The sequence below is a fragment of the Exiguobacterium sp. BMC-KP genome (assembly GCF_001275385.1).
In the GTDB taxonomy this organism is placed as follows: Bacteria; Bacillota; Bacilli; order Exiguobacteriales; family Exiguobacteriaceae; genus Exiguobacterium_A.
Map to the genome: position 1 here is coordinate 836,607 of NZ_LGIW01000015.1, position 19,268 is coordinate 855,874.

19 protein-coding genes are annotated in these 19,268 nt (G+C 49.1%); 6 read left to right on the top strand and 13 right to left on the bottom strand.

What is annotated here, in order from left to right; all coding sequences use genetic code 11:
- Positions 1 to 276: 276 nt before the first annotated feature.
- Complete coding sequence (locus ADM98_RS10025; protein ID WP_152910970.1) at positions 277 to 795, top strand: hypothetical protein; 519 nt, start codon at positions 277 to 279, stop codon at positions 793 to 795.
- 73 nt (positions 796 to 868) lie between these two features.
- On the opposite strand, the gene ADM98_RS10030 is transcribed toward ADM98_RS10025, so the two are convergent.
- A complete protein-coding gene (locus ADM98_RS10030; protein ID WP_053453375.1) occupies positions 869 to 1,591 on the bottom strand; it encodes an SDR family oxidoreductase in 723 nt (240 codons plus the stop codon).
- A gap of 116 nt (positions 1,592 to 1,707) precedes the next feature.
- On the opposite strand from ADM98_RS10030, the gene ADM98_RS10035 reads away from it, so the two are divergent.
- Positions 1,708 to 2,058 carry a winged helix-turn-helix transcriptional regulator gene (locus ADM98_RS10035; protein WP_326933872.1) on the top strand — a complete coding sequence of 117 codons (351 nt, stop codon included), beginning with the start codon at positions 1,708 to 1,710 and terminating at the stop codon, positions 2,056 to 2,058.
- 14 nt (positions 2,059 to 2,072) lie between these two features.
- Here ADM98_RS10035 and ADM98_RS10040 read toward each other — a convergent pair whose 3' ends face one another.
- Genes ADM98_RS10040 through ADM98_RS10050 form a run of 3 tightly spaced genes read right to left on the bottom strand, consistent with a single transcriptional unit; the run spans position 2,073 to position 5,002 of the window.
- The gene (locus ADM98_RS10040) at positions 2,073 to 3,047 is read right to left on the bottom strand and encodes a hypothetical protein (protein WP_053453376.1); all 975 of its coding nucleotides are present in this window, start codon (positions 3,045 to 3,047) and stop codon (positions 2,073 to 2,075) included.
- Positions 3,044 to 4,090, bottom strand: coding sequence for a DUF58 domain-containing protein (locus tag ADM98_RS10045; RefSeq protein WP_053453377.1), 1,047 nt, complete (start codon positions 4,088 to 4,090; stop codon positions 3,044 to 3,046). The genes ADM98_RS10040 and ADM98_RS10045 overlap by 4 nt, the downstream gene beginning before the upstream one ends.
- A gap of 3 nt (positions 4,091 to 4,093) precedes the next feature.
- Positions 4,094 to 5,002, bottom strand: coding sequence for an AAA family ATPase (locus tag ADM98_RS10050; RefSeq protein WP_053453378.1), 909 nt, complete (start codon positions 5,000 to 5,002; stop codon positions 4,094 to 4,096).
- 223 nt (positions 5,003 to 5,225) lie between these two features.
- Here ADM98_RS10050 and ADM98_RS10055 point away from each other — a divergent pair, with 223 nt between their 5' ends.
- Positions 5,226 to 5,453: a hypothetical protein gene (locus ADM98_RS10055; RefSeq protein ID WP_053453379.1), complete on the top strand. Its 228-nt coding sequence runs from the start codon at positions 5,226 to 5,228 to the stop codon at positions 5,451 to 5,453.
- Between the two features lie 33 nt (positions 5,454 to 5,486).
- Here the strand turns inward: ADM98_RS10055 and ADM98_RS10060 are convergent, their stop codons facing one another.
- The 9 genes from ADM98_RS10060 to ADM98_RS10100 form a co-directional block, all read right to left on the bottom strand.
- Positions 5,487 to 5,702, bottom strand: a complete 216-nt coding sequence (locus tag ADM98_RS10060; protein WP_053453380.1) for a DUF3006 domain-containing protein — start codon at positions 5,700 to 5,702, stop codon at positions 5,487 to 5,489.
- A gap of 21 nt (positions 5,703 to 5,723) precedes the next feature.
- The gene (locus ADM98_RS10065; RefSeq protein ID WP_235504875.1) at positions 5,724 to 6,590 is read right to left on the bottom strand and encodes a ComEC/Rec2 family competence protein; all 867 of its coding nucleotides are present in this window, start codon (positions 6,588 to 6,590) and stop codon (positions 5,724 to 5,726) included.
- Positions 6,584 to 7,174 carry a histidine phosphatase family protein gene (locus ADM98_RS10070; RefSeq protein ID WP_235504876.1) on the bottom strand — a complete coding sequence of 197 codons (591 nt, stop codon included), beginning with the start codon at positions 7,172 to 7,174 and terminating at the stop codon, positions 6,584 to 6,586. The genes ADM98_RS10065 and ADM98_RS10070 overlap by 7 nt, the downstream gene beginning before the upstream one ends.
- 7 nt (positions 7,175 to 7,181) lie before the next feature.
- Positions 7,182 to 7,976, bottom strand: a complete 795-nt coding sequence (locus ADM98_RS10075; protein ID WP_053453381.1) for a DUF3307 domain-containing protein — start codon at positions 7,974 to 7,976, stop codon at positions 7,182 to 7,184.
- Complete coding sequence (locus tag ADM98_RS10080) at positions 7,973 to 8,620, bottom strand: hypothetical protein (protein ID WP_053453382.1); 648 nt, start codon at positions 8,618 to 8,620, stop codon at positions 7,973 to 7,975. Before ADM98_RS10080 ends, ADM98_RS10075 begins: the two co-directional genes overlap by 4 nt.
- Before the next feature lie 285 nt (positions 8,621 to 8,905).
- On the bottom strand, positions 8,906 to 9,376 hold the full coding sequence (locus ADM98_RS10085; RefSeq protein ID WP_235504877.1) for an NUDIX domain-containing protein: 471 nt from the start codon (positions 9,374 to 9,376) through the stop codon (positions 8,906 to 8,908).
- Between the two features lie 298 nt (positions 9,377 to 9,674).
- A complete protein-coding gene (gene parC / locus ADM98_RS10090; protein ID WP_053453384.1) occupies positions 9,675 to 12,080 on the bottom strand; it encodes a DNA topoisomerase IV subunit A in 2,406 nt (801 codons plus the stop codon).
- Complete coding sequence (gene parE, locus ADM98_RS10095) at positions 12,073 to 14,043, bottom strand: DNA topoisomerase IV subunit B (RefSeq protein ID WP_053453385.1); 1,971 nt, start codon at positions 14,041 to 14,043, stop codon at positions 12,073 to 12,075. Before parE ends, parC begins: the two co-directional genes overlap by 8 nt.
- 178 nt (positions 14,044 to 14,221) lie before the next feature.
- Positions 14,222 to 14,623, bottom strand: a complete 402-nt coding sequence (locus ADM98_RS10100) for a CoA-binding protein (protein WP_053453386.1) — start codon at positions 14,621 to 14,623, stop codon at positions 14,222 to 14,224.
- Between the two features lie 430 nt (positions 14,624 to 15,053).
- Here ADM98_RS10100 and ADM98_RS10105 point away from each other — a divergent pair, with 430 nt between their 5' ends.
- From ADM98_RS10105 to ADM98_RS10115, 3 genes are read left to right on the top strand one after another with little or no spacing between them, the layout of a single operon-like run.
- Positions 15,054 to 16,094, top strand: coding sequence for a tyrosine-type recombinase/integrase (locus ADM98_RS10105; RefSeq protein WP_053453387.1), 1,041 nt, complete (start codon positions 15,054 to 15,056; stop codon positions 16,092 to 16,094).
- A gap of 30 nt (positions 16,095 to 16,124) precedes the next feature.
- A complete protein-coding gene (locus ADM98_RS10110; RefSeq protein ID WP_053453388.1) occupies positions 16,125 to 18,734 on the top strand; it encodes a DEAD/DEAH box helicase in 2,610 nt (869 codons plus the stop codon).
- A complete protein-coding gene (locus tag ADM98_RS10115) occupies positions 18,731 to 19,261 on the top strand; it encodes a glycerol-3-phosphate acyltransferase (protein WP_053453389.1) in 531 nt (176 codons plus the stop codon). Before ADM98_RS10110 ends, ADM98_RS10115 begins: the two co-directional genes overlap by 4 nt.
- The last annotated feature ends 7 nt before the right edge of the window (positions 19,262 to 19,268 follow it).

The window sequence follows — 19,268 nt, forward strand, 5'->3', positions numbered from 1 at the left end:
TAAGGGGGGATACGATGAACGCACAGTATATCCTCGACTGGATGCCGCTCGTGATTCCTGTCGGTGCCATCGTTTTTATTGTCATCATTGCAAAAAAAGCTTCGAAAATCGATGCTGAAAAGTAAAAAGACTCCAATTAGGGGTCTTTTTTTATTGGTTATTTTTGATACTTTATTCATACGATTTCCCTTTTGTACAAAAACATAGCGTCATGCGTTTCTATGGTATAAATGAAATAGGTGAAAGACCTAATATTAGGAAATCATGGAGGGACAGATGAGAAAGAGAACCGTCATGACTTTACTTGCACTCAGTATATTGTTTACGGTGTGTCTACTGAAAAAAACGGCATTGACGCCAAAAGCCAGTTCCATCGATCTCACCATCGCCGTCGTCGGAACGGCTCCAGTACTAGCGCAATCACCGGACTTCCATTCGATTGAGTTGCAGGAGATCAAAGGAGATTTACACCGTTACGATGCCGTCATGATCATGCCCGACTATCTAAAAGCGGCAGCAGGACGTGAATATGCCACCGTTTACCAAAAAGCGCATATTCCATTTTTCTTCATAGGCTCTCAAAAATCAGTCGAACCGTTTCTTGATCCTAACCTCTCTTACGAGGGGAGCATTTCGGTACCGAATCCGACGTTTGCGTCCGGTATGTTATATGACGATACGCATGAGACGACTTGGTTGTTCGGTGAGGGAATCGAACGACCGAATCGTTCGGAGCAATTCCAGATCTATCACTCGATCTTTCAAACGATTGAACAGCGTCATCTGACAGAATAATGTACCCGAAATGAAGAACAGACCGAAGCAAAAAGAAGTACATCCACTTCTGAGCGCTTCGGTCTGTTCTGCGTTAATCGAGTTGTTTCGTCGGTGCTAAGACGATTTCCCGGATATTGACATATTGGGGTTGTTCGAAAGCAAATAGGACGGTATCCGCGACAACCTGCGGATCGAGTCCACCGTCAATCGACTGTTTCCATTCGTTATAACCGTCTTTGATCGCGTCACTTGTCGTGTGACCGAGTAATTCTGTCTCGACGACACCTGGGGCAATCGTCATGACACGGACGCCATGCGACGCGACTTCTCCTCGGACGTTCTCACTCATCGCATGAACGGCGAATTTCGTCCCGACATATGCCGCATGATCCGCGAACGTCTTTTTCCCGGCAATCGAGCTAATATTGATGATCGTACCGGTCTTGCGTTTCACCATCGATGGTAGGACAGCCTGCATGCCGTGTAAGACACCCAGTGCATTGACATCAAACATCTCGTCCCATTCTGCTGGGTCTTGCGTCTCGATTTGACCGAGAAGCATCCGTCCTGCATTGTTGATGATCGCTTCGACCGGACCGAACGCTTCCGTTGCTTCCGCTAATGAAGCGTCGAGGGCAGCGCGGTCCGTTGCTGCGACTTGGCGGATCAAGACATCATCCGAGGCAAGACTCGCAAGACGGTCAATCCGACGTCCGAGCAATAAGACACGGTACCCTTTCTGAATGAACGTTTGAGCAATGGCATACCCGATTCCTGATGTAGCACCGGTGATCGCGATGAATCCTGTTTTCATGATATCGTCTCCTTATTTGATATGATAGATTGAAGATAACAGAGGGAAGTCGTTCCGAAAAGTACGCACTTTTTGGTCAGTGAGTTACCTTTTGGTAAGGGAGTGGGTAGTAGATCGTGTATTTAAATGAGTTCGACGCGACGATGCGACAGATTCAAGGAAAGTGGAAAGTCATGATCTTATATGAACTACATGAAGAAGGGACGGTGCGCTTCAACACGCTCGAGCGTTATATCCAGGACGTCTCACCGAAGACACTGACGCAACAGTTGAAGCAACTCGAGCAGGATGGACTAATCACACGGACGGTTTATCCGGAAGTACCACCACGTGTCGAATATGCCTTAAGCGCTAAAGGTTCGTCTTTGATTCCGTTACTCGATGCAATCTGCGACTGGGGACTTGCGACGACATCCCGGAACCAATTGATGCGGACGTTATGCGACGACGAAGCCCCTGCTCCATGAGCAAGGGCTTTTCGTTAACGTTCGATTTGTTCACGTACTTGCCGACGGAAGGTCTGAATATCGTAGGCAGGTTCACTTGGGCTAAACTCGATACCGTCAATCAGACGCGCGTTTTGGACCGTGTCTGGGAACTCGATTCGCGTCAGCCACTCAAGCGTCGTCTCCTCATGCCGTCTTGGGAAAGCTTGCTCGAGCTGAGAAGCAATCTTCAGTAACGGATGATGACTGTGACGCTTGGGAGCATGTGTCCGTATTTGTTTGGACTGCTTGACGGTTTGTTCTTTTTCGATTGCTATGACTTTTCGCTTCCTGATGACATAGAGGGTGATGGCAACAAAGATGACAGTTAGAAACGTCGTTGCGATCCAAATCCAATCCGGTGGTCCTGTTTGGACGACTTCTTGCTTGATCCCTTGTACACCTTTGATGTTATTCAACCCCATTGCCCGATTCGTCATCGTATCCGCTTTTCGACCAAGCGGTTCTGTCCAAAGGAATAGCGAACCGAAAGCTTCAAAGAGTGGCCGAATCGCACTCGTGACCGATCCGACGAGTGCTTCTTTAGTGAGCCGGAAGACGAAAGCGACAATCAGCCCCGTGCTAAGTACGATAGCGATCGTCGGGAAGATGCGTCGCCACTCCGTCATGTAGGTGACGACGAATGGATACGCGACAACGAGAAGCAGGAGTAGAAAGGCACCAATCGATGGCGTCATTCCTGGGAATAGAATCATCGCGACACCGATGATCATCGCACTAGTAGCATAACGCCAGGCAGAGTCGACTGTATCAAGAAACGCAGACCACGTGATGAAAACAAAGGCTAAGACGCTAGCTAGGGGAGATAGGAAAAATAATAACCCAGCTGCGAGTAATTGGAGTCCAATCCGGAGCGAACGGTGCGGTACGAAGGCAAGTGCCGGGAAAACGAGCGCTAGGTAGAACGGAACAGGTAACAGGCTCGCAAGGAACATCCACCAGAGTATCATGCGCTCACTCCTTTCTGCCGGTGACCAAGATGGATTTCCGCCGTCGTCGACGGCACGCTACGCTGCAGTCGTTTCGTGAAGTAACGACGCTCAAGCGGTAAGTCGTATTCCGAAATCCGGGCAAGGCATTCCATCGTTCGCAGGAATTGATGTTTTCCCGTACCAGACGGGACATGGTACCACTGACCTGACCGATTTACCATCGAGATCCAGAGACTGTAGGAAGCACCTTGTTTCTCGAGTTCACGAATGATGGTCGCAGCGCGAGATAAGAGTTTCTCGAAGTCAGAGCGAAGGGCGAGCCCGTCTGCTGACAAGCCATCGACGATCACGGCATAGTCATGATTGCGTTTGCGGTCATATTGATACGAGTACAGTTCGTTCGTCTTTGCATAGGCAGACCAATAGATGGATTTCGCATCTCCAGAGTAGGGTACGACGGAATGAAAACTCGACCGATCGGTGAACGGACTCGATCGATCAATCGTCTCACCTGGAATCATCCGCTCATTCCATTCGACGGACGCTGGTGCAAAGTCGGGGAAGACATGACCCAACTCGTGGATATCAAGCGTTACATAGATCGTCGTTAGATGAAACGGATCCGAGATCATGACGTCAAACGATTGAATCCGGATCGTTCCCCGGTGGGCAGCGATGACATCGATTGAAAACGGAACGGTCGTCTGTTTGCCGACGTACAAATGTTGACGCCAAAATTGACTACTCGCATCAGGAAATTTGATTTGATCACCGAGCAAACCGGAAATCGTGATCCGACCGAGCGGCAACTTCGTCGTGTTCGACAGTTCGAACGGTATCTGGATCGTTTCTTCCCGAAACGCCCGAACCGTTTCAAGGAGTTTGACTCGGATTCGCTTTGCGACATATTCGAGATAGTAGGGCATTACCCAACCATATAACGTGTAGGCGAATAACAAAGCCGCGATCCAGACCGGTCCGTAGAGACCGACGATAATCCCACTTACACCCGTCATCGTAAGAATGATAAGGTTAAACGCTTTTGGTATGATCAACTGCATTGTTTACACCTCAGTCGGGACAGTCAACGAATCAAGAACCTGCTCGACGAGACGTTCGTTCGACAGCTTCAGCGTTGCCTCGAGTGTCAGGACCAGTCGGTGAGCGAGGAGTGGCGTTGCCAAGTGTTTGACGTCTTCAGGTGTCACGTACGTCCGCTCCTGCATCCAGGCACGTGCTTTCGCTGCTTTCAAGAGTGCAAGCGTTGCCCGTGGACTTGGTCCGATCTCAACGTCACGATGGGCACGGAGGGCGTCACAGACGTCGAGTAAGTAGTTTTCGACGCTATCCTCGATTGAGACAGCAACGACCTCTTCTTTCCAGTCATTCAGCTGCTCGAGTGGGATTTGCAGTTCGGCTGCTGTCAGGTGAGCCCCGCGTAATAATGCTTTTTCCGCCTGACGTGTCAGGGGAGCAAACGACAACTTAAACAAGAAACGGTCAAGTTGCGCATGGGGTAGCGGGAACGTTCCGTGTCCGTCGAACGGGTTTTGCGTCGCGATGACAAGAAAGTGTTGGGGTAACGTATAGGACGTATCGCCAATCGTCACTTGCGCTTCCGCCATTGCTTCTAGTAACGCCGACTGGGTCCGTGGTGTCGTCCGGTTGATTTCATCGACGAGTACGATGTTCGCAAACAGTGGACCAAAGCGTTGCTCGAACGATCCTGTCAGCGGATTGAACAGCTCCATTCCAAGTAGATCGGTCGGTAACGTATCCGCTGTACATTGAACACGCGAGAATTTGGCATCAAGCGTCTGTGCTAGTGCTTTGGCTAGCGTCGTTTTACCGGTCCCCGGACGATCTTCTAGTAGTACATGCCCTTCAGCGAGTAATCCCATCAGTAAATGATCGATCACATCGTCCTGACCAAGGACAGATTGTTTAAGTGATGTACGTAACGTTTGAAACATGGATGATTCCCCCTTTAAGATGCATCGTATTTCTAAAGTGTACGAAAATTCAGAAAAAACTGCTAGTGGTTTTCCTGAAACCACTAATTATGAAATACGTCTCTTTACTATACTACCAGTTTCATCCAAAAGTTTCGTGAAATATTAAAAAAATTGAAGCAGGATGATGAAGTCACTTAGCGAATACATGAGATATAGTCATTACGATAGGGAGGGTGGAGAGATGAAACCACATACGACCGAATTCAATACTACTCCAGGTAAGCAACAAGATGTTGCCTACAGTCCAATCGATGCGTATCAACGTGCTGTTTCCGGAGGACCACCGAATCGACGAGCTTTTGCAGCGATTCGTCGACTACCGATCGGATTACGAATACTCACCTATACGCTAGGTTCCTTATTCACAGCAGGGATCATCGCTGGTCTCGTTATCAGTCTACTCAATTAAAAAAGACTCCCTCAGTCTCCTGAGGAAGTCGCTTCAATCTTCAAAGAGGTCATCCATCAACGCGGTGATCTCTTTTTTGCGTACATTCGTCTCATCGCGCAAGATGCGAATCGAGCGCCCCGTCCAATCGAGTCGATCACCAATCGTTGCCTGCCGCGGCAAACGACTTTTTGGTAACGTGATTGTCTCGCGTTCGTCCGTCTCACAAATGGCTAAATCATCTTCAAAATCAGATAAGGTAAGTCTCATCTGATTCACCTCCGCATTCGATTAGTCCGGTCGCAAATCGGTCCGGTTTGACTCCTTGATCCCGTTACCGCTTGAGATATACTGAATCGTTCCGTTTTTATCCGTTCGATCAACCATAATCCGTTCCGTCTTCAATTCCTGTAAGACAGAGGGGCGTGGATGACGATAGGCGTTGTCCTTACCAGCTGAGATCAAGGCTCGTTTGGGGGCGACGGCTTGTAAGAAGGGCAGGGAAGACGACGTCTCTGCTCCGTGATGACCAAGTTTTAGAACATCAGCGCGAAGATCTTCGTCCGACTCAAGCAATTGTTGCTCGGTCCGAATCGGTGCATCCCCCATGAAGAGGAATCGGTCCTGTCCGTTCTCGACGCGAAGGACAGCACTCCAACTGTTGAGATCCTGTGTTCCGTCTGTCAGTGGAGCAAGAAACGTAAAACGTGCGACTTCACTCGGGATCTCAAGACCCGCTTTGACCGACTTGATTGTCACGCCTTTCCGTTTGACGGCAAGGAGGAAGTCGCGATAGGTCTCCGTCGTATGCGTGACGCGCGGAGCATAGACACTCTCAACCGGAAACGCATCGAGGACCGTATCAAGTCCACCAATATGGTCAGCGTCTGGATGTGTTGCGACAATGGCGGTCAGGCGTTTCACACCGAGTTCGTTTAGATAACGGACGACATCTTCCCCTTTGCCGTTATTCCCGCCATCAATCAAGATCGCATCTTCTTTCGTTCGGATGAACGTGCTATCTCCTTGCCCGACGTCGAAACCATAGACCTCCATCTGACCTGCCGTTGGGGCAGGGGGTGTCTCATCGTCCCGTGTCGTATAGAAGATGACGATCAAGCAGAGTGCTAGTAAAATCGTTGATCCCCACTTCAACATGTCGGATCCTCTTTCTCGAACAGATAGAGCATACCGTTACGCGGATGACCGAACCGTGGTCCGCGGTAACCGCGACGCTTCAAGGCAGCACGCATCAAAATCATCATGCCACCATGACCGACGAGTAAGACCCGTTCATCATCCTCGAACATCAATTGATTCAACAGAACCTCGATTCGTTCATTTGCCTCTTTGATCTCTGCTTGAATCCGTTTACTGAATGGTGCAGCAAGTCGACCGAGGACTGCCCAACCAAGGAATGGTAACCGTAGATTCGACCGAATCGTCGGAAATGGTACCTCACGCAGTAGGTCCGTTACGATGATCTCTTTATCGTAGACGCTCTGAGCTGTCTGTACGGCACGCGGCATACTACTGGCATAACAGACCGTCCAATCGATCTGACCAAGCTCTTCAGGCTGAATATCGATGTCTGACGTATCATAGCGTTCGATCCACTTTTCAATATCGCTGGCACTGATCCAGCCTTTTGTCGGGTATCCTTCCGTCACCCGGTGATGTCTCACTAATCCAATTTGTTTCATGTTTCGTGCGACGGTCAAGACCGTCTCCCTCACTTTCATTCATCGTTTAGAGTGCGACACGCATCGCAAGTCCACATAAAATCGCACCTAAAATACTGAGCAAGCTCCCAATGATGTAATATTCCGCAAAACGGCGATCTTCAAACTGTTTAAAACGGGCTAGTGCCTTCAAGGCAATAATGAATCCGATGGCGCCAGTTGCATTCGTGACGACGAGCAGGGTGATGATCGCCCGTTCAACGAGACCGATATAGCGCCCGATTCCGTTCAATTCCGTCGTATAACTACGGGCGGAGTCTTCGACTTCGTGTGTAACAGTCCGTGAGACACCGTCCAATTGCTCCTTCCGTGTCACTTTCCGCTCAAAATGCGCTTCGATCAATCGTGGCGCAAATGGGGCAAGCATCAAAGCAATCCCGTGACCGAGTAGTTCTGTCGTCACTAAGCTGAAGCAGAGAATCCAGAGGACTTGCTCGGGTCGCGAGAACGACAGTGACCAATCAATCGGGACGAACAACCACGTCAAAGCAATGATGGCAGCAATATGTAACGCTTGATCGATCCAGTAAGCAGCGGCTTGCTTCACGCGACGTTTGAGCGGGGAGGCGTCGAGTAGGGCGTGAAACACGAGAATACTACCGCCAAGCAACCCGGCGCTTTCTAAGCTTAACGTCCCTCGTATGACGAAGAACGCGAGGACAAATAACATCAAAGCACCGTGAACAGCGAGATGTTGGACTAAAATCCGTCGATTTCGCTGTTTATGCAATGCCATCTGTTTCGTCTGCAATGGAAAGTCAGCAAGTAAGTGAACAAGCAATAGACTAAGTAATACGGTCACCGAATCGCCTCCCACACCTGGAATTGCTCTAGTGCCTGCGTTAAGGCGGTTTCCAGACGCTTACGTTGCTTTCGCTGCGAGCGGGAGACGAGCTTCGCGACATTCGCGCGGGCATCTTGTTCTTTAAAGCCCATCTTCAGACCAATCTCTTCATACGTGTCATCTGGGTATTGATCCATCAACCGGTGCAGTTCAATCTGGCGATCCGTTTTCCCAAAGTACGCTGGATAAAGCATCTCAAGATAACCGTTCAGCAGGGCGGTTGGTAAGTAGGGCGGTCCGGCAAACGCAATCCGTGACGAGAGCGTCTTCGCCTGCTCCTGTGCTTCAAACGCATGAATGATCGCACTACCATTGGCTTCTTCAGCCTGTATCGTCGAAATCGTCTCATATTGACCAAAACCGATCCCGATATAGCCCGGTAAGTCTTGATTCAACAGTTGCAAGATGATCGGATAACTCACGGGATAATCCGCGAATACAGCTAATAAACTGTCACCAGACTTGATTTGGAACGGAACGATACTTGCTGGAAATGCCGTGTTTAACTCATCAGCCAGTGTTCGGAGTGTCTGCAATAACGTTTCTTTGCTTGAATAATCGCGGGAGCCTTTGACATCAAACGATAAGGCAACAGCTTGCATAGCAATTCCTCCAGTCTAAATGTTGCCACAAAACCAGCAACATTTTATTTGTTACCGATAAAAAGGTAACATTCGCAGTGTTACTGTTATTAGAGTAACAAAAAATGACGGGGAAGACCAACAGGACGATAGACCGATTTTTTAACGACAGGGGGATTGATGAATAAGAATTAATTCTCGTTTTTTTATTCAAGTTAACATAACATATATTATCAATAGTTATAAGAATTTGTCTCACAAGCAAGGTAAACTTAAGATAGTGAGACAAAACAAAAAAACACGGGATTAACCGTGTTTTCGACAATCATACGGACGTGTCCGTTCCAATCGATGAATCAAACGATCTAAGAAAATATGATGGCGGCGTTCGAGTTGCGTAATCCGTTCGAGCGGCAACCACGCGAAATCAAAGAAATCACCGCAATCCTGACCGTCACCAGCAACACAATGCGTCCAACGGTTCTCTTGGCATTCGATGTGTGCATGGTAGAAATACGTATAATGAACCCGCATGCGCTCTGGGTACCGCATCTCTTCTTCGCCGACATACTGGACGGATGCTAACGAGAGACCACTTTCCTCAAGCGTCTCACGAACAGCCGCTTCTTTTGCGATTTCAGCATCTTCGATCGTACCTGCGGGGATCTGCCAATCACTCTCAGGAGCCGATTGTGGATGAAAAACAAGTAGTTCCCATCCGTTAGGTTTTTCCCGAGTGATATAGATTGCTACTTTTTCGCGACGTCTGAATTTCATCTTCATCACCTCTCCAAGGTCGGCAGATTGCACAACAAGCAGCTAAAGGGACGGTCCCGTAGCTGCTTGATCGATTGACGCTATAAGCAAAGCTGCGGAGACGCGTGACCCGACGCTTGATTGTGACGAATCGTGACCTGACTATTTCTTCTATTGTAGCCGTTATTGGTCGGTGTTTCAATTTGTAAACGATATTTCTCGTGATAAATCTCAAAATTCCGAGCATTCGTCTCAAAATCACCCTCTCCTGCCCCGCTAGATGCAAAAAAGCTCCCCCGTTAACCGGAGGAGCCGCATCTTATCGTGTATACCAATCGAGCAATGGACCGAATTTATCTTCGTCATAGGCAAATGAACCGTTCGACAGGCGGTCGAGGAACGATAACGAGCTGATTTGGATCGTTTTTTCCTGCTCTTTCCCGCTGAGAACCAATTCTTTCGCTTGCGTGACGTCAATCAGCGCTGCGACTTGGTGTGGTTTTGATTTCAAATCACGGAGCAACTGTAAGCCACGGAGTGCACGGCTCGAGACTTGGAACTGATCCGCGAGACGCATTTTCTTCAAAGCACCCCGTTGCGTTAAGAGAACGATCTGTGGTGCTTCCTTGAAGCCAATTGCGCCAGCGACAACATCCTGATCCTTCAAGTTGATTGCTTTGACACCAGCTGCCCGGACACCAACGACTGGGACGTCGTCTTCCGTGAACCAGAGACCGAAGCCATTCTGTGTCGCGAGGAAGAGGTCGGTTTGACCCGTCGAGACCTGCGCATACAAGACTTCATCATCTGCCTTTAGACGGACGCCTTGGAGCGGTTTTGACTTCCGCTGCGCATTGTAGTCACTCAGTTTCGAGCGTTTAACCATCCCTTGACGTGTGACGAACAAGCAATGCTGTGCTTCGTCGAACGAACGGACGAGATCTGCCGAAAGGACTCGGTCGCCCGGTTCGAGTGGAACGAGGTTCGCAACGTGTTGACCGCCATCTTTCCACTTCGTATCCGGCAATTGGTGGACTGGGATCAGCAAGTAATTGCCGCGAACGGTCCAGACGATCAAATGATCCGTCGTCATCGCTTGCCCTTGGAGCAACGGACGATCTTGTTCTTTCAAGTCCGGCAAGTCGTTCGAGGCACCGAATGAACGGAGTGACGAGCGTTTGACATAGCCATTTTTCGATAAGAAGACCATCGTTTCCTCGACGGCGATCATGACTTCCGTCTTCAGCTTCAGCTCTTCGACTTCCGCTTCGATCGTCGAACGACGTTTATCCGCCACTTGTTCCTTCAAGACCGTCAATTCCTTGATGATGAGACGATTACGGGTCTTTTCATCGTTGAGGATTTTCTCAAGACGAGCAATTTCCTTCTCGAGTTTCGCCGCTTCTTCCTGCAACTCGACGATATCGGTATTCGTTAACCGGTAAAGTTGAAGCATGACGACAGCTTCCGCTTGACGGTCCGTGAAGTTGAACCGCGTGATCAGCTTGTCCTTCGCATCCGCTTTGTTTGACGCAGAACGGATCAAGGCAAGCGTCTCATCGAGGACAGAGATTGCTGTCATCAAGGCAGAGACGACTTCCTGACGACGTTTCGCTTGCTCGAGATCAAACGCTGTCCGGCGAATGACGACTTCCTTAACGTGTGCGAGGTAAGCATCGAGCAGCGTCAAGACACCCATTTGCCGCGGTGTCCGCTCGTGGATCGCGACCATATTGTAGTTATAAGCAATTTGTAAGTCAGTCTGTTTGAGGTAGAAGTGCAAGACACCTTCTGCGTCCGCTTCCTTCTTCAACTCGATGACGACCCGTAACCCGTCGCGATCGGTCTCGTCGCGGACTTCCGCAACACCTTCGACCTTCTTATCAAGACGGAGTTCTTCCATCCGTTTGACGAGGTTCGCTTTGTTGACCTCATATGGGAGTTCAGTGATGACGATTTGCTGACGACCACCACGCAGTGTCTCGATCGTTGAGCGCGAACGAATGATGACTTTCCCGCGTCCTGTTTCGAACGCTTTCTTGATGCCGTCAAGACCTTGCACAACACCACCGGTCGGGAAATCAGGACCTTGCATGTGTGTTAACAAGTCATCGACGTTCTGAACCGTACCAGAGATCCGACCGATGGCAGCATCGAGGACTTCTCCCGCGTGGTGCGGTGGAATCTCGGTTGCGTAACCAGCAGAAATCCCTGTCGAACCGTTCATCAGTAAGTTCGGCAGCAGTGACGGTAAGACGAGTGGTTCTTCTGTTGTATCATCGAAGTTCAGCGTGTAATCGACAGTTTGTTTGTTGATCCCGTCGAGAATCAGGCTCGAGACTTTCGAAAGACGGGCTTCCGTATACCGCATTGCTGCCGCACTATCGCCGTCAATCGATCCATTGTTTCCTTGCATATCGATCAACGGATAACGCAGTTTCCACTCTTGACTCAGACGGACCATTGCTTCATAGACCGAAGAGTCACCGTGTGGGTGATAGTTACCGATGACGACACCGACCGTTTTAGCTGATTTTCGGTAAGCGCGGTCGAACAGGTTGCCTTCCGTATGCATCGCATACAGAATACGGCGTTGGACCGGTTTCAGACCATCCCGGGCATCCGGCAAGGCACGATCTTGAATGATATATTTCGAATAACGACCAAACCGGTCGCCGACGACTTGCTCAAGCGACAGGTTCAGGATGTTTTGTAGATTAGACATGTTCGTTCACACTCTCTTTCGTCACGTGCTCGTTCTCGATGATCGAGAGGTCTTCCGCGAGACCGAAGGCGACATTATCCTCGATCCACGTCCGGCGGTGTCCGACATTGTCTCCCATTAAGACAGACACGCGTTTTTCGGCAACCGCAGCATCGTCGATCGTGACCCGAATCAACGTCCGTGTCTCGGGATCCATCGTTGTTTCCCAAAGCTGCGGTGCATTCATCTCACCGAGTCCTTTATAACGCTGGATCATATAGCCTTTACCGAACTTCTTCGTCGTTTTCTTGAGGGTCTCTTCGTCCCAGACATATTCAAATTTCTCCGATTTGCCTTTTCCTTTTGAGACGCGGTAGAGCGGTGGTAAGGCAACGAATACCTTCCCGGCATCAATCAATGGACGCATATAGCGGAAGAAGAACGTCAGCAATAAGACTTGGATATGCGCGCCGTCGGTATCGGCATCGGTCATGATGATGACTTTGTCGAAGTTACAATCCGATAAGTCGAAATCAGCTCCGACACCGCCACCAATCGCGTGAATAATCGTGTTGATTTCTTCATTCTTCATGATATCGGCAAGTTTTGCTTTTTCCGTGTTCAAGACCTTACCACGAAGTGGAAGGATCGCTTGGAACGTCCGGTTTCGTCCTTGTTTCGCAGAACCACCGGCTGAATCACCCTCGACGAGGAACAATTCGTTTTTGTCCGAGTTCTTTGAAGCCGCAGGCGTCAGTTTCCCGTTCAAGATGCTCGACCGTTTCTTCTTTTTCCCGTTGCGTGCTTCTTCGCGGGCTTTGCGCGCTGCTTCACGGGCTTGCGCTGCCCGGATTGCTTTTTTGATCAAGAGCGTCGCCGTTTGTGGGTTCTCTTCCAAGTACGTCGAGAGTCGACGGCTAATGACAGCGTCACAGCTTGTTCGCGCTTCTGGCGAACCGAGTTTCGACTTCGTTTGCCCTTCGAACTGGAGGAATTCTTCCGGAATCCGAATTGAGACGATCATCGTCAACCCTTCACGGATATCGTTTCCGTCGAGGTTCTTATCCTTTTCCTTCAAGAGCGTGTTCTTCCGAGCATATTCATTCATGACCCGTGTCATTGCTGTTTTTGCGCCGACTTCATGTGTGCCACCGTCGCGTGTCCGGACGTTATTGACGAACGAAAGAACGTTTTCTGAGTAGGCATCCGTGAACTGAAAAGCGATATCGACTTCAATCTCGTTTTCTGTTCCTTCGAACGCGACTGTCGGATGAAGTGTATCTTTATCATCATTCAAGTACTGGACGAACTCACTGACACCGTCTTCATACTGGAAAATATCTAATTTATCGGACCGTTCGTCCGTCAACGTAATCTTCAGACCTTTTAGCAAGAAGGCTGATTCGCGTAAGCGTTCCGCGAGCGTATCGTAGTTGTATGTCAACGTACTGAAGATCGAGCCGTCTGGCTTAAAGTAGACGCTCGTTCCTTTTTGACGTGTCGTACCCGTTTCAAGCAACGTCGTCTTCGGCATCCCACCGTTTTCAAACGTTTGCTCATATTGTTTCCCGTTACGGAAGATCGTCACTTTCAAGTCGGTTGATAAGGCGTTAACAACGGACGCTCCGACGCCGTGTAAGCCACCGGACGTCTTGTAACCACCCTGACCAAACTTACCACCGGCATGTAACACAGTGAAGATGACTTCTGCTGTTGGTTTACCAGACGCATGCATCCCTGTTGGCATTCCGCGTCCGTGGTCACGAACCGTAATCGCATTATCTTTATGAATCGTTACATCAATTTGTTCCCCGAAACCTGCAAGCGCCTCATCGATTGCGTTATCAACGATCTCGTAGACGAGATGGTGAAGTCCGCGGTGATCGGTTGAGCCGATATACATACCTGGGCGCTTCCGGACTGCTTCGAGTCCTTCAAGCACCTGTATGGCATCATCATTGTAGTTATTTAAGTCTGTCGCCATTCATTTCACCTCAAAATTCAAAATTACGACGTCGTTTTTACAAACGTTCGTTCGTTATTTCGAGTAGTCTGTCTCTAATTGTAGGCATCTTCTTGCTTCCTGACAAGCATAACCTGTAAAGCGCATGAAAAAAGACACCTTCACGAACCGGTGAAGATGCCTAAAATCGTACGATTACTCACAGATATTGATGCTCGATTTTGATGCAACGATTCTCAATATATGGAATTCCAGCACCAAGTGCGAGACTCTCTGCTTCGACACTCGATAGTCCGAGTTGATTCCAAATCATTCCGACATCCCCGTGAGCGACAGCATCTTTTGCAACATCTGCTAAAAACTCAGAACGACGGAAGACATCGACGATATCGATGTGTCCTGGAATGCTCGCGACGGTTGGATAAACCTTTTGACCGTTCCATTCGTTTAACGTTGGATTGACCGGAATGACTTCATATCCATGTTGGACTAAGTAGTCGGCAATCCAGTTTGCTGTCTTTCCGGAATCACTCGAGACACCAACGATGGCAATTCGTTTTGCATCCTTCAAATATTGACGTGCTTGCTGATCGGTAATCATTTAGAACTCCCCCTTATGAAAATAACTCTTGCCTAACAGTCTATACCCGAACCAAGATGAAGTATGCGAAATCGAGCACGTTTTCGACGTTTTTCAGAAATCGTCTTGAAATCAAATGAGTCGACCGATGACCCGTCGAACAAGTTCTCGATGCAACTGAGAGCGAAATTGAATATTCATTCTTTTTCGATGAATTAGTTTACATAATATTATTATTGTTATTACATACAAGTTATTAGGTTAAAAATACTTAAATTCTCTATAAAATCTCACGTGCATCGAGTTGACCAATGACCCGTCTGACACCTTGTCGATGCAACTGAGAGCTCCCTGTCTGACAATTTAACGTTGCGTGAAATAACTATTTCACGCAAACAAGTGTTTGTCGTACCAACGTTTGGTATACTACTACTAGAGGGGTGATTGTTGGATGAGTTTATTTAAAAACCTAGGAAAAACGATACATAAAACGACCGTTTCGGCTACAGCACCAGCGATTCCTGGTTACGAGCGGATGCCGCGCTTCATTCAGTCCTATTTGGATCAGTTGGCAGCCAAACATTTCTCATTAGCGACGATGCGTCGGTACGTCTATGACTACGAAGCGTTCTTTCAGTTCGTTGCTGCAGCGTCTGGTGAAGAAGTAACGGCGCGAGATATTCCACTTGAGTCATTCGTCGAGATTGACGCAGCAGGGATCGAAGCGTACGCCGAATACCTGGCCTTAACAAAACAAAATGCACCAAGCGTCATCAACCGGAAGTTATCAGCATTACAATCATTATTCCGTTATTTGGTCGATACGGGTCTACTGTCGGAAAATCCAGTCGCTAAAGTCAATCGACCGAAACAAGCGAAACGGGAGCCGGTCTACCTGACGAAACGTGAATGGGACGAACTGATTCAATTGTTACCATCGAACGTCGAGATGAATGCCCGCGAAGCGTCGCATTATGAACGGGATCGTGTCCGCGATGTGACGTTATTCCAATTACTTGGTTATAGTGGAATGCGTTTGAGTGAGATGACACAACTCGTCTGGAACGATGTCGATTTCCATGAAAACACGCTCCGCGTTATCGGAAAAGGCAATAAAGAACGGTTGATTCCGCTCGCGAAACCAGCGCGGATTGCCTTACGCAAATACGCGATTCATTATCAAATGCCAACGAGTGGCGCTGTACCCGTCTTCCAAAAACACGGGAAACCACTCAGCCCACGAGCCGTTCAACACATTCTGCAGCGGCATACTGAACGATTAAAACCAGTTCTCCCCTTTTTAGAACGCAAAAAAATTACACCACATAAGCTGCGGCATACGTTTGCGACGCGACTTGCGACCGGCGGCGTTGATGTCCTAACGATTCAGCAGTTACTGGGTCATGAATCGGTCGCAACGACGCAAGTCTATGCCCATATTGGTGATTCTGAGAAAAAACGCGCTGTCGATTTATTTGATGGTGAACGATAATTATATTATGTCAACTAAAGGAGGGATAGCATGAATTACGGGCTCAGTGAACGTAAAATCAAACAGATGTCTGATGCCTATGCCTTTCGACGAGGTAAGAAGTATGTCACCGCTCGAAAGGTCACGTTACACAATTACCGGATGGGCGACGAACTGATCGAGGCAAGCGTCGACGGTGAGGAACGATTCACGGTGACGGTCCGTGTTAAAGCGCACGGTGTTGACGCGGGTTGTAACTGTCCGTCGCTTGCGATGGATACATCATTTTGCGGACATATCGTCGCTGTCTTACTGGCGATGCATCATGTGCAGGCGCACGGTACACCGACGCCACTGTCGCCGCAAATCCGTCCGTTCACGGCAATTCAAGTCGACGACGCCGGTGCGCGCAACTATTTACGAAGTCTCACATCCGACCGTCGGGTGGCAATCCATTTTGAATTGACAGGACCCGTCGTCACGCTTAAGCGCTTATCGGACAATCAGCAGCATCAGTTGTCCCTATCCTACTTCGATCGTTTGCTCGGACAGACGCAGTATTTGCAACGGGTCGCGGATGTCTCGTTTAGTCCTGAGTTACAAGAACGAATCGTCTCCGGTACACCAACCGTTAAACTACAGCTTGACCGAACGGCTCAGGAAGTCGAGGTCCGCGTAACATTCGATTACGACGGCATTCAACTCAACCCTCTGGATGAGACAATCTACGCAGGTCGGGATCACTCAACGGAGCAGAGTATCTTACGTTTCTTGCGTGAATTTCAAGCTACACCAAAGGATTTGCATTACATCATTGCAAGTGACGCCGCGCAGTATGCCTTTCTACGGAGTCTGCTGGACGAACGGGTCGCACTCGGTCACTTAGAGTTATTCGCGACGCAAGCGATCCGGACGACATTACCGAAAGGACCATTTCATCCACGGATCGACGTCGACGTGACCGACCGACTCGACTGGCTCGTCTTCAACTTTTCGATGGACGGAATTCCAGAAGATGAGCTGAAACGTGTCCTAAAGTCGCTCGTCTTACAAAAACGCTATCACCGGTTGAAGTCTGGTCAATTCGTGTCGCTAGAAACCCGCGCCTTCGAGCAGTTGCAACGGGTCCTCGCCCAGATGGAAGCAAGTGAACGAGACTTACGCGACGGGCGAATCGTCTTACCCGCCGTCCGGAACATGAAGCATCTGATTGGTGCCTCTGTCCTGCATCTGCATGCCAATTTGCTCGAGAAATGGCTCGAATTGAAATCGGGACAAGGAATCCGGCTCAAATTGCCGAATTCGTTAGAATCACGACTCTATCCGTATCAACGGACGGGCATTCAATTTCTGAAGAATTTAGAGGCAACAGGGTGTCACGGGATTTTAGCCGATGAGATGGGGCTCGGGAAGACGATTCAAGCGATTGGTTATATAGCAACGATTCCGGACAGTCGTGCCCTGATCGTTGCACCGGCATCACTACTGCGAAACTGGGAGGCGGAACTGAAACGTTTTTTACCCGATCGACCGATTCATATCGTGACAGGCTCTCAAGCCGTCCGACTCCGTGAGCTGGAACACTTATCCGAAGATACGGTGACGATTGTCTCCTATACGACGCTTCGAAGCGACGTCCGTCGTCATCCCATATATGACGTCGTCTTCTTTGACGAAGCCCAACACTTAAAGAACCCGCAAGCACAAACGGTCAGTCAACTACGGCATTTGAAGGCAAAACGTCGGTTTGCTTTAACGGGAACGCCGCTTGAAAATCGTCCACGTGATATCTGGTCGATCTTTCATGTCTTATTCCCGGAATTACTCCCGGATCTAGCGACGTTTGAGAAGTGGTCGTTCGATGACATGCAACAGTTCATTCAACCGTTCTTATTACGACGCGAGAAACACGATGTCTTACAAGACTTACCGAAGAAACAGATCGAACATCATTATGTTGAGCTCGGACCGAATCAAAAACGGTTATATGCGTCGTATCTCGCCAAACTGCAACTCGAGACGCTACAACATTTAGACGAGACGAAACGTGAGGATCGCTTGAAGTTACTGGCTGGATTAACACGGTTACGGCAAATTTGTAACGATCCAGGATTATTCGTCGAGAGGTACACGGGGGAAGCGACAAAACGAACGCGACTCCAGTCGTTGATTGCTGAAAAACGAGCGGCCGGGAAGCGGATTTTAATATTTTCGCAGTATACGCAGATGCTTGAACGTATTCGCTCGGATCTCGCACAACGTCACCTTCCCCACTTCCTCTTGACGGGTGAGACACCGCTTGAAGATCGGGTTGCATTATGCGATCGGTTCAATGACGGTGAAGTCGATCTCTTCTTGATTTCCCTTAAGGCTGGTGGAACGGGACTCAATCTCGCGTCCGCCGATACCGTCATTCTCTTTGATAGTTGGTGGAATCCGGCCGTCGAACAACAGGCAGCCGACCGTGCCCATCGTCTCGGACAACAGTCTGACGTGACAGTCATCAAATTACTGACTCGCGGGACGATCGAAGAGAAAATGACAGAATTACAAGATCGAAAAGCACAAATGATTGATGCTGTCTTAACGGCACCGGACAGTGATGCTTTGACCGTTAAGGAACTCGTTCATCTCGTAACGACAAAGGAGGAACAACGGTGATCCTTGATCTCCTACTTGGTTATCTCATCGGCAGCATCCTTGGCGGGACACTTTGGAAGTACATCAGCCGCACTGATTTGGCACAAGTCGGCTCGGGAAACATCGGCGCCCGTAACGCCCATCGCGCCGGTGGGATTCCGGCCTTTTTATTCGTCTACTTGTTTGATGCTACGAAGACAGTCCTCGCCTTGCATCTAACAGACGCGTTTTACCCCGTCGCTCTTGCCGTGCTCATCGGTCACTTGTTTCCGCTGTTTCATCCGCGAAGCGGTGGCAAAGGGTACGCTGTTTTTTCGGGCATCGTCTTTTCCATTACACCATGGGCATACCTAGGTGGATTAGGCATACTCGGTCTATCTTATCTCGTAACGAAAGATAGCGTCAAAGCGGGGCTGATTCCGGTTATTCTACTCCCATTACTACCAGTCTCCTTTAATGCGGGACCAATCAATATCTTGTGTACAGTCGCTATGAGTCTACTTGTCCTGTGGGCTCATGATGCACTTCATAAGCCAGTCATTACATAAGGAGGAC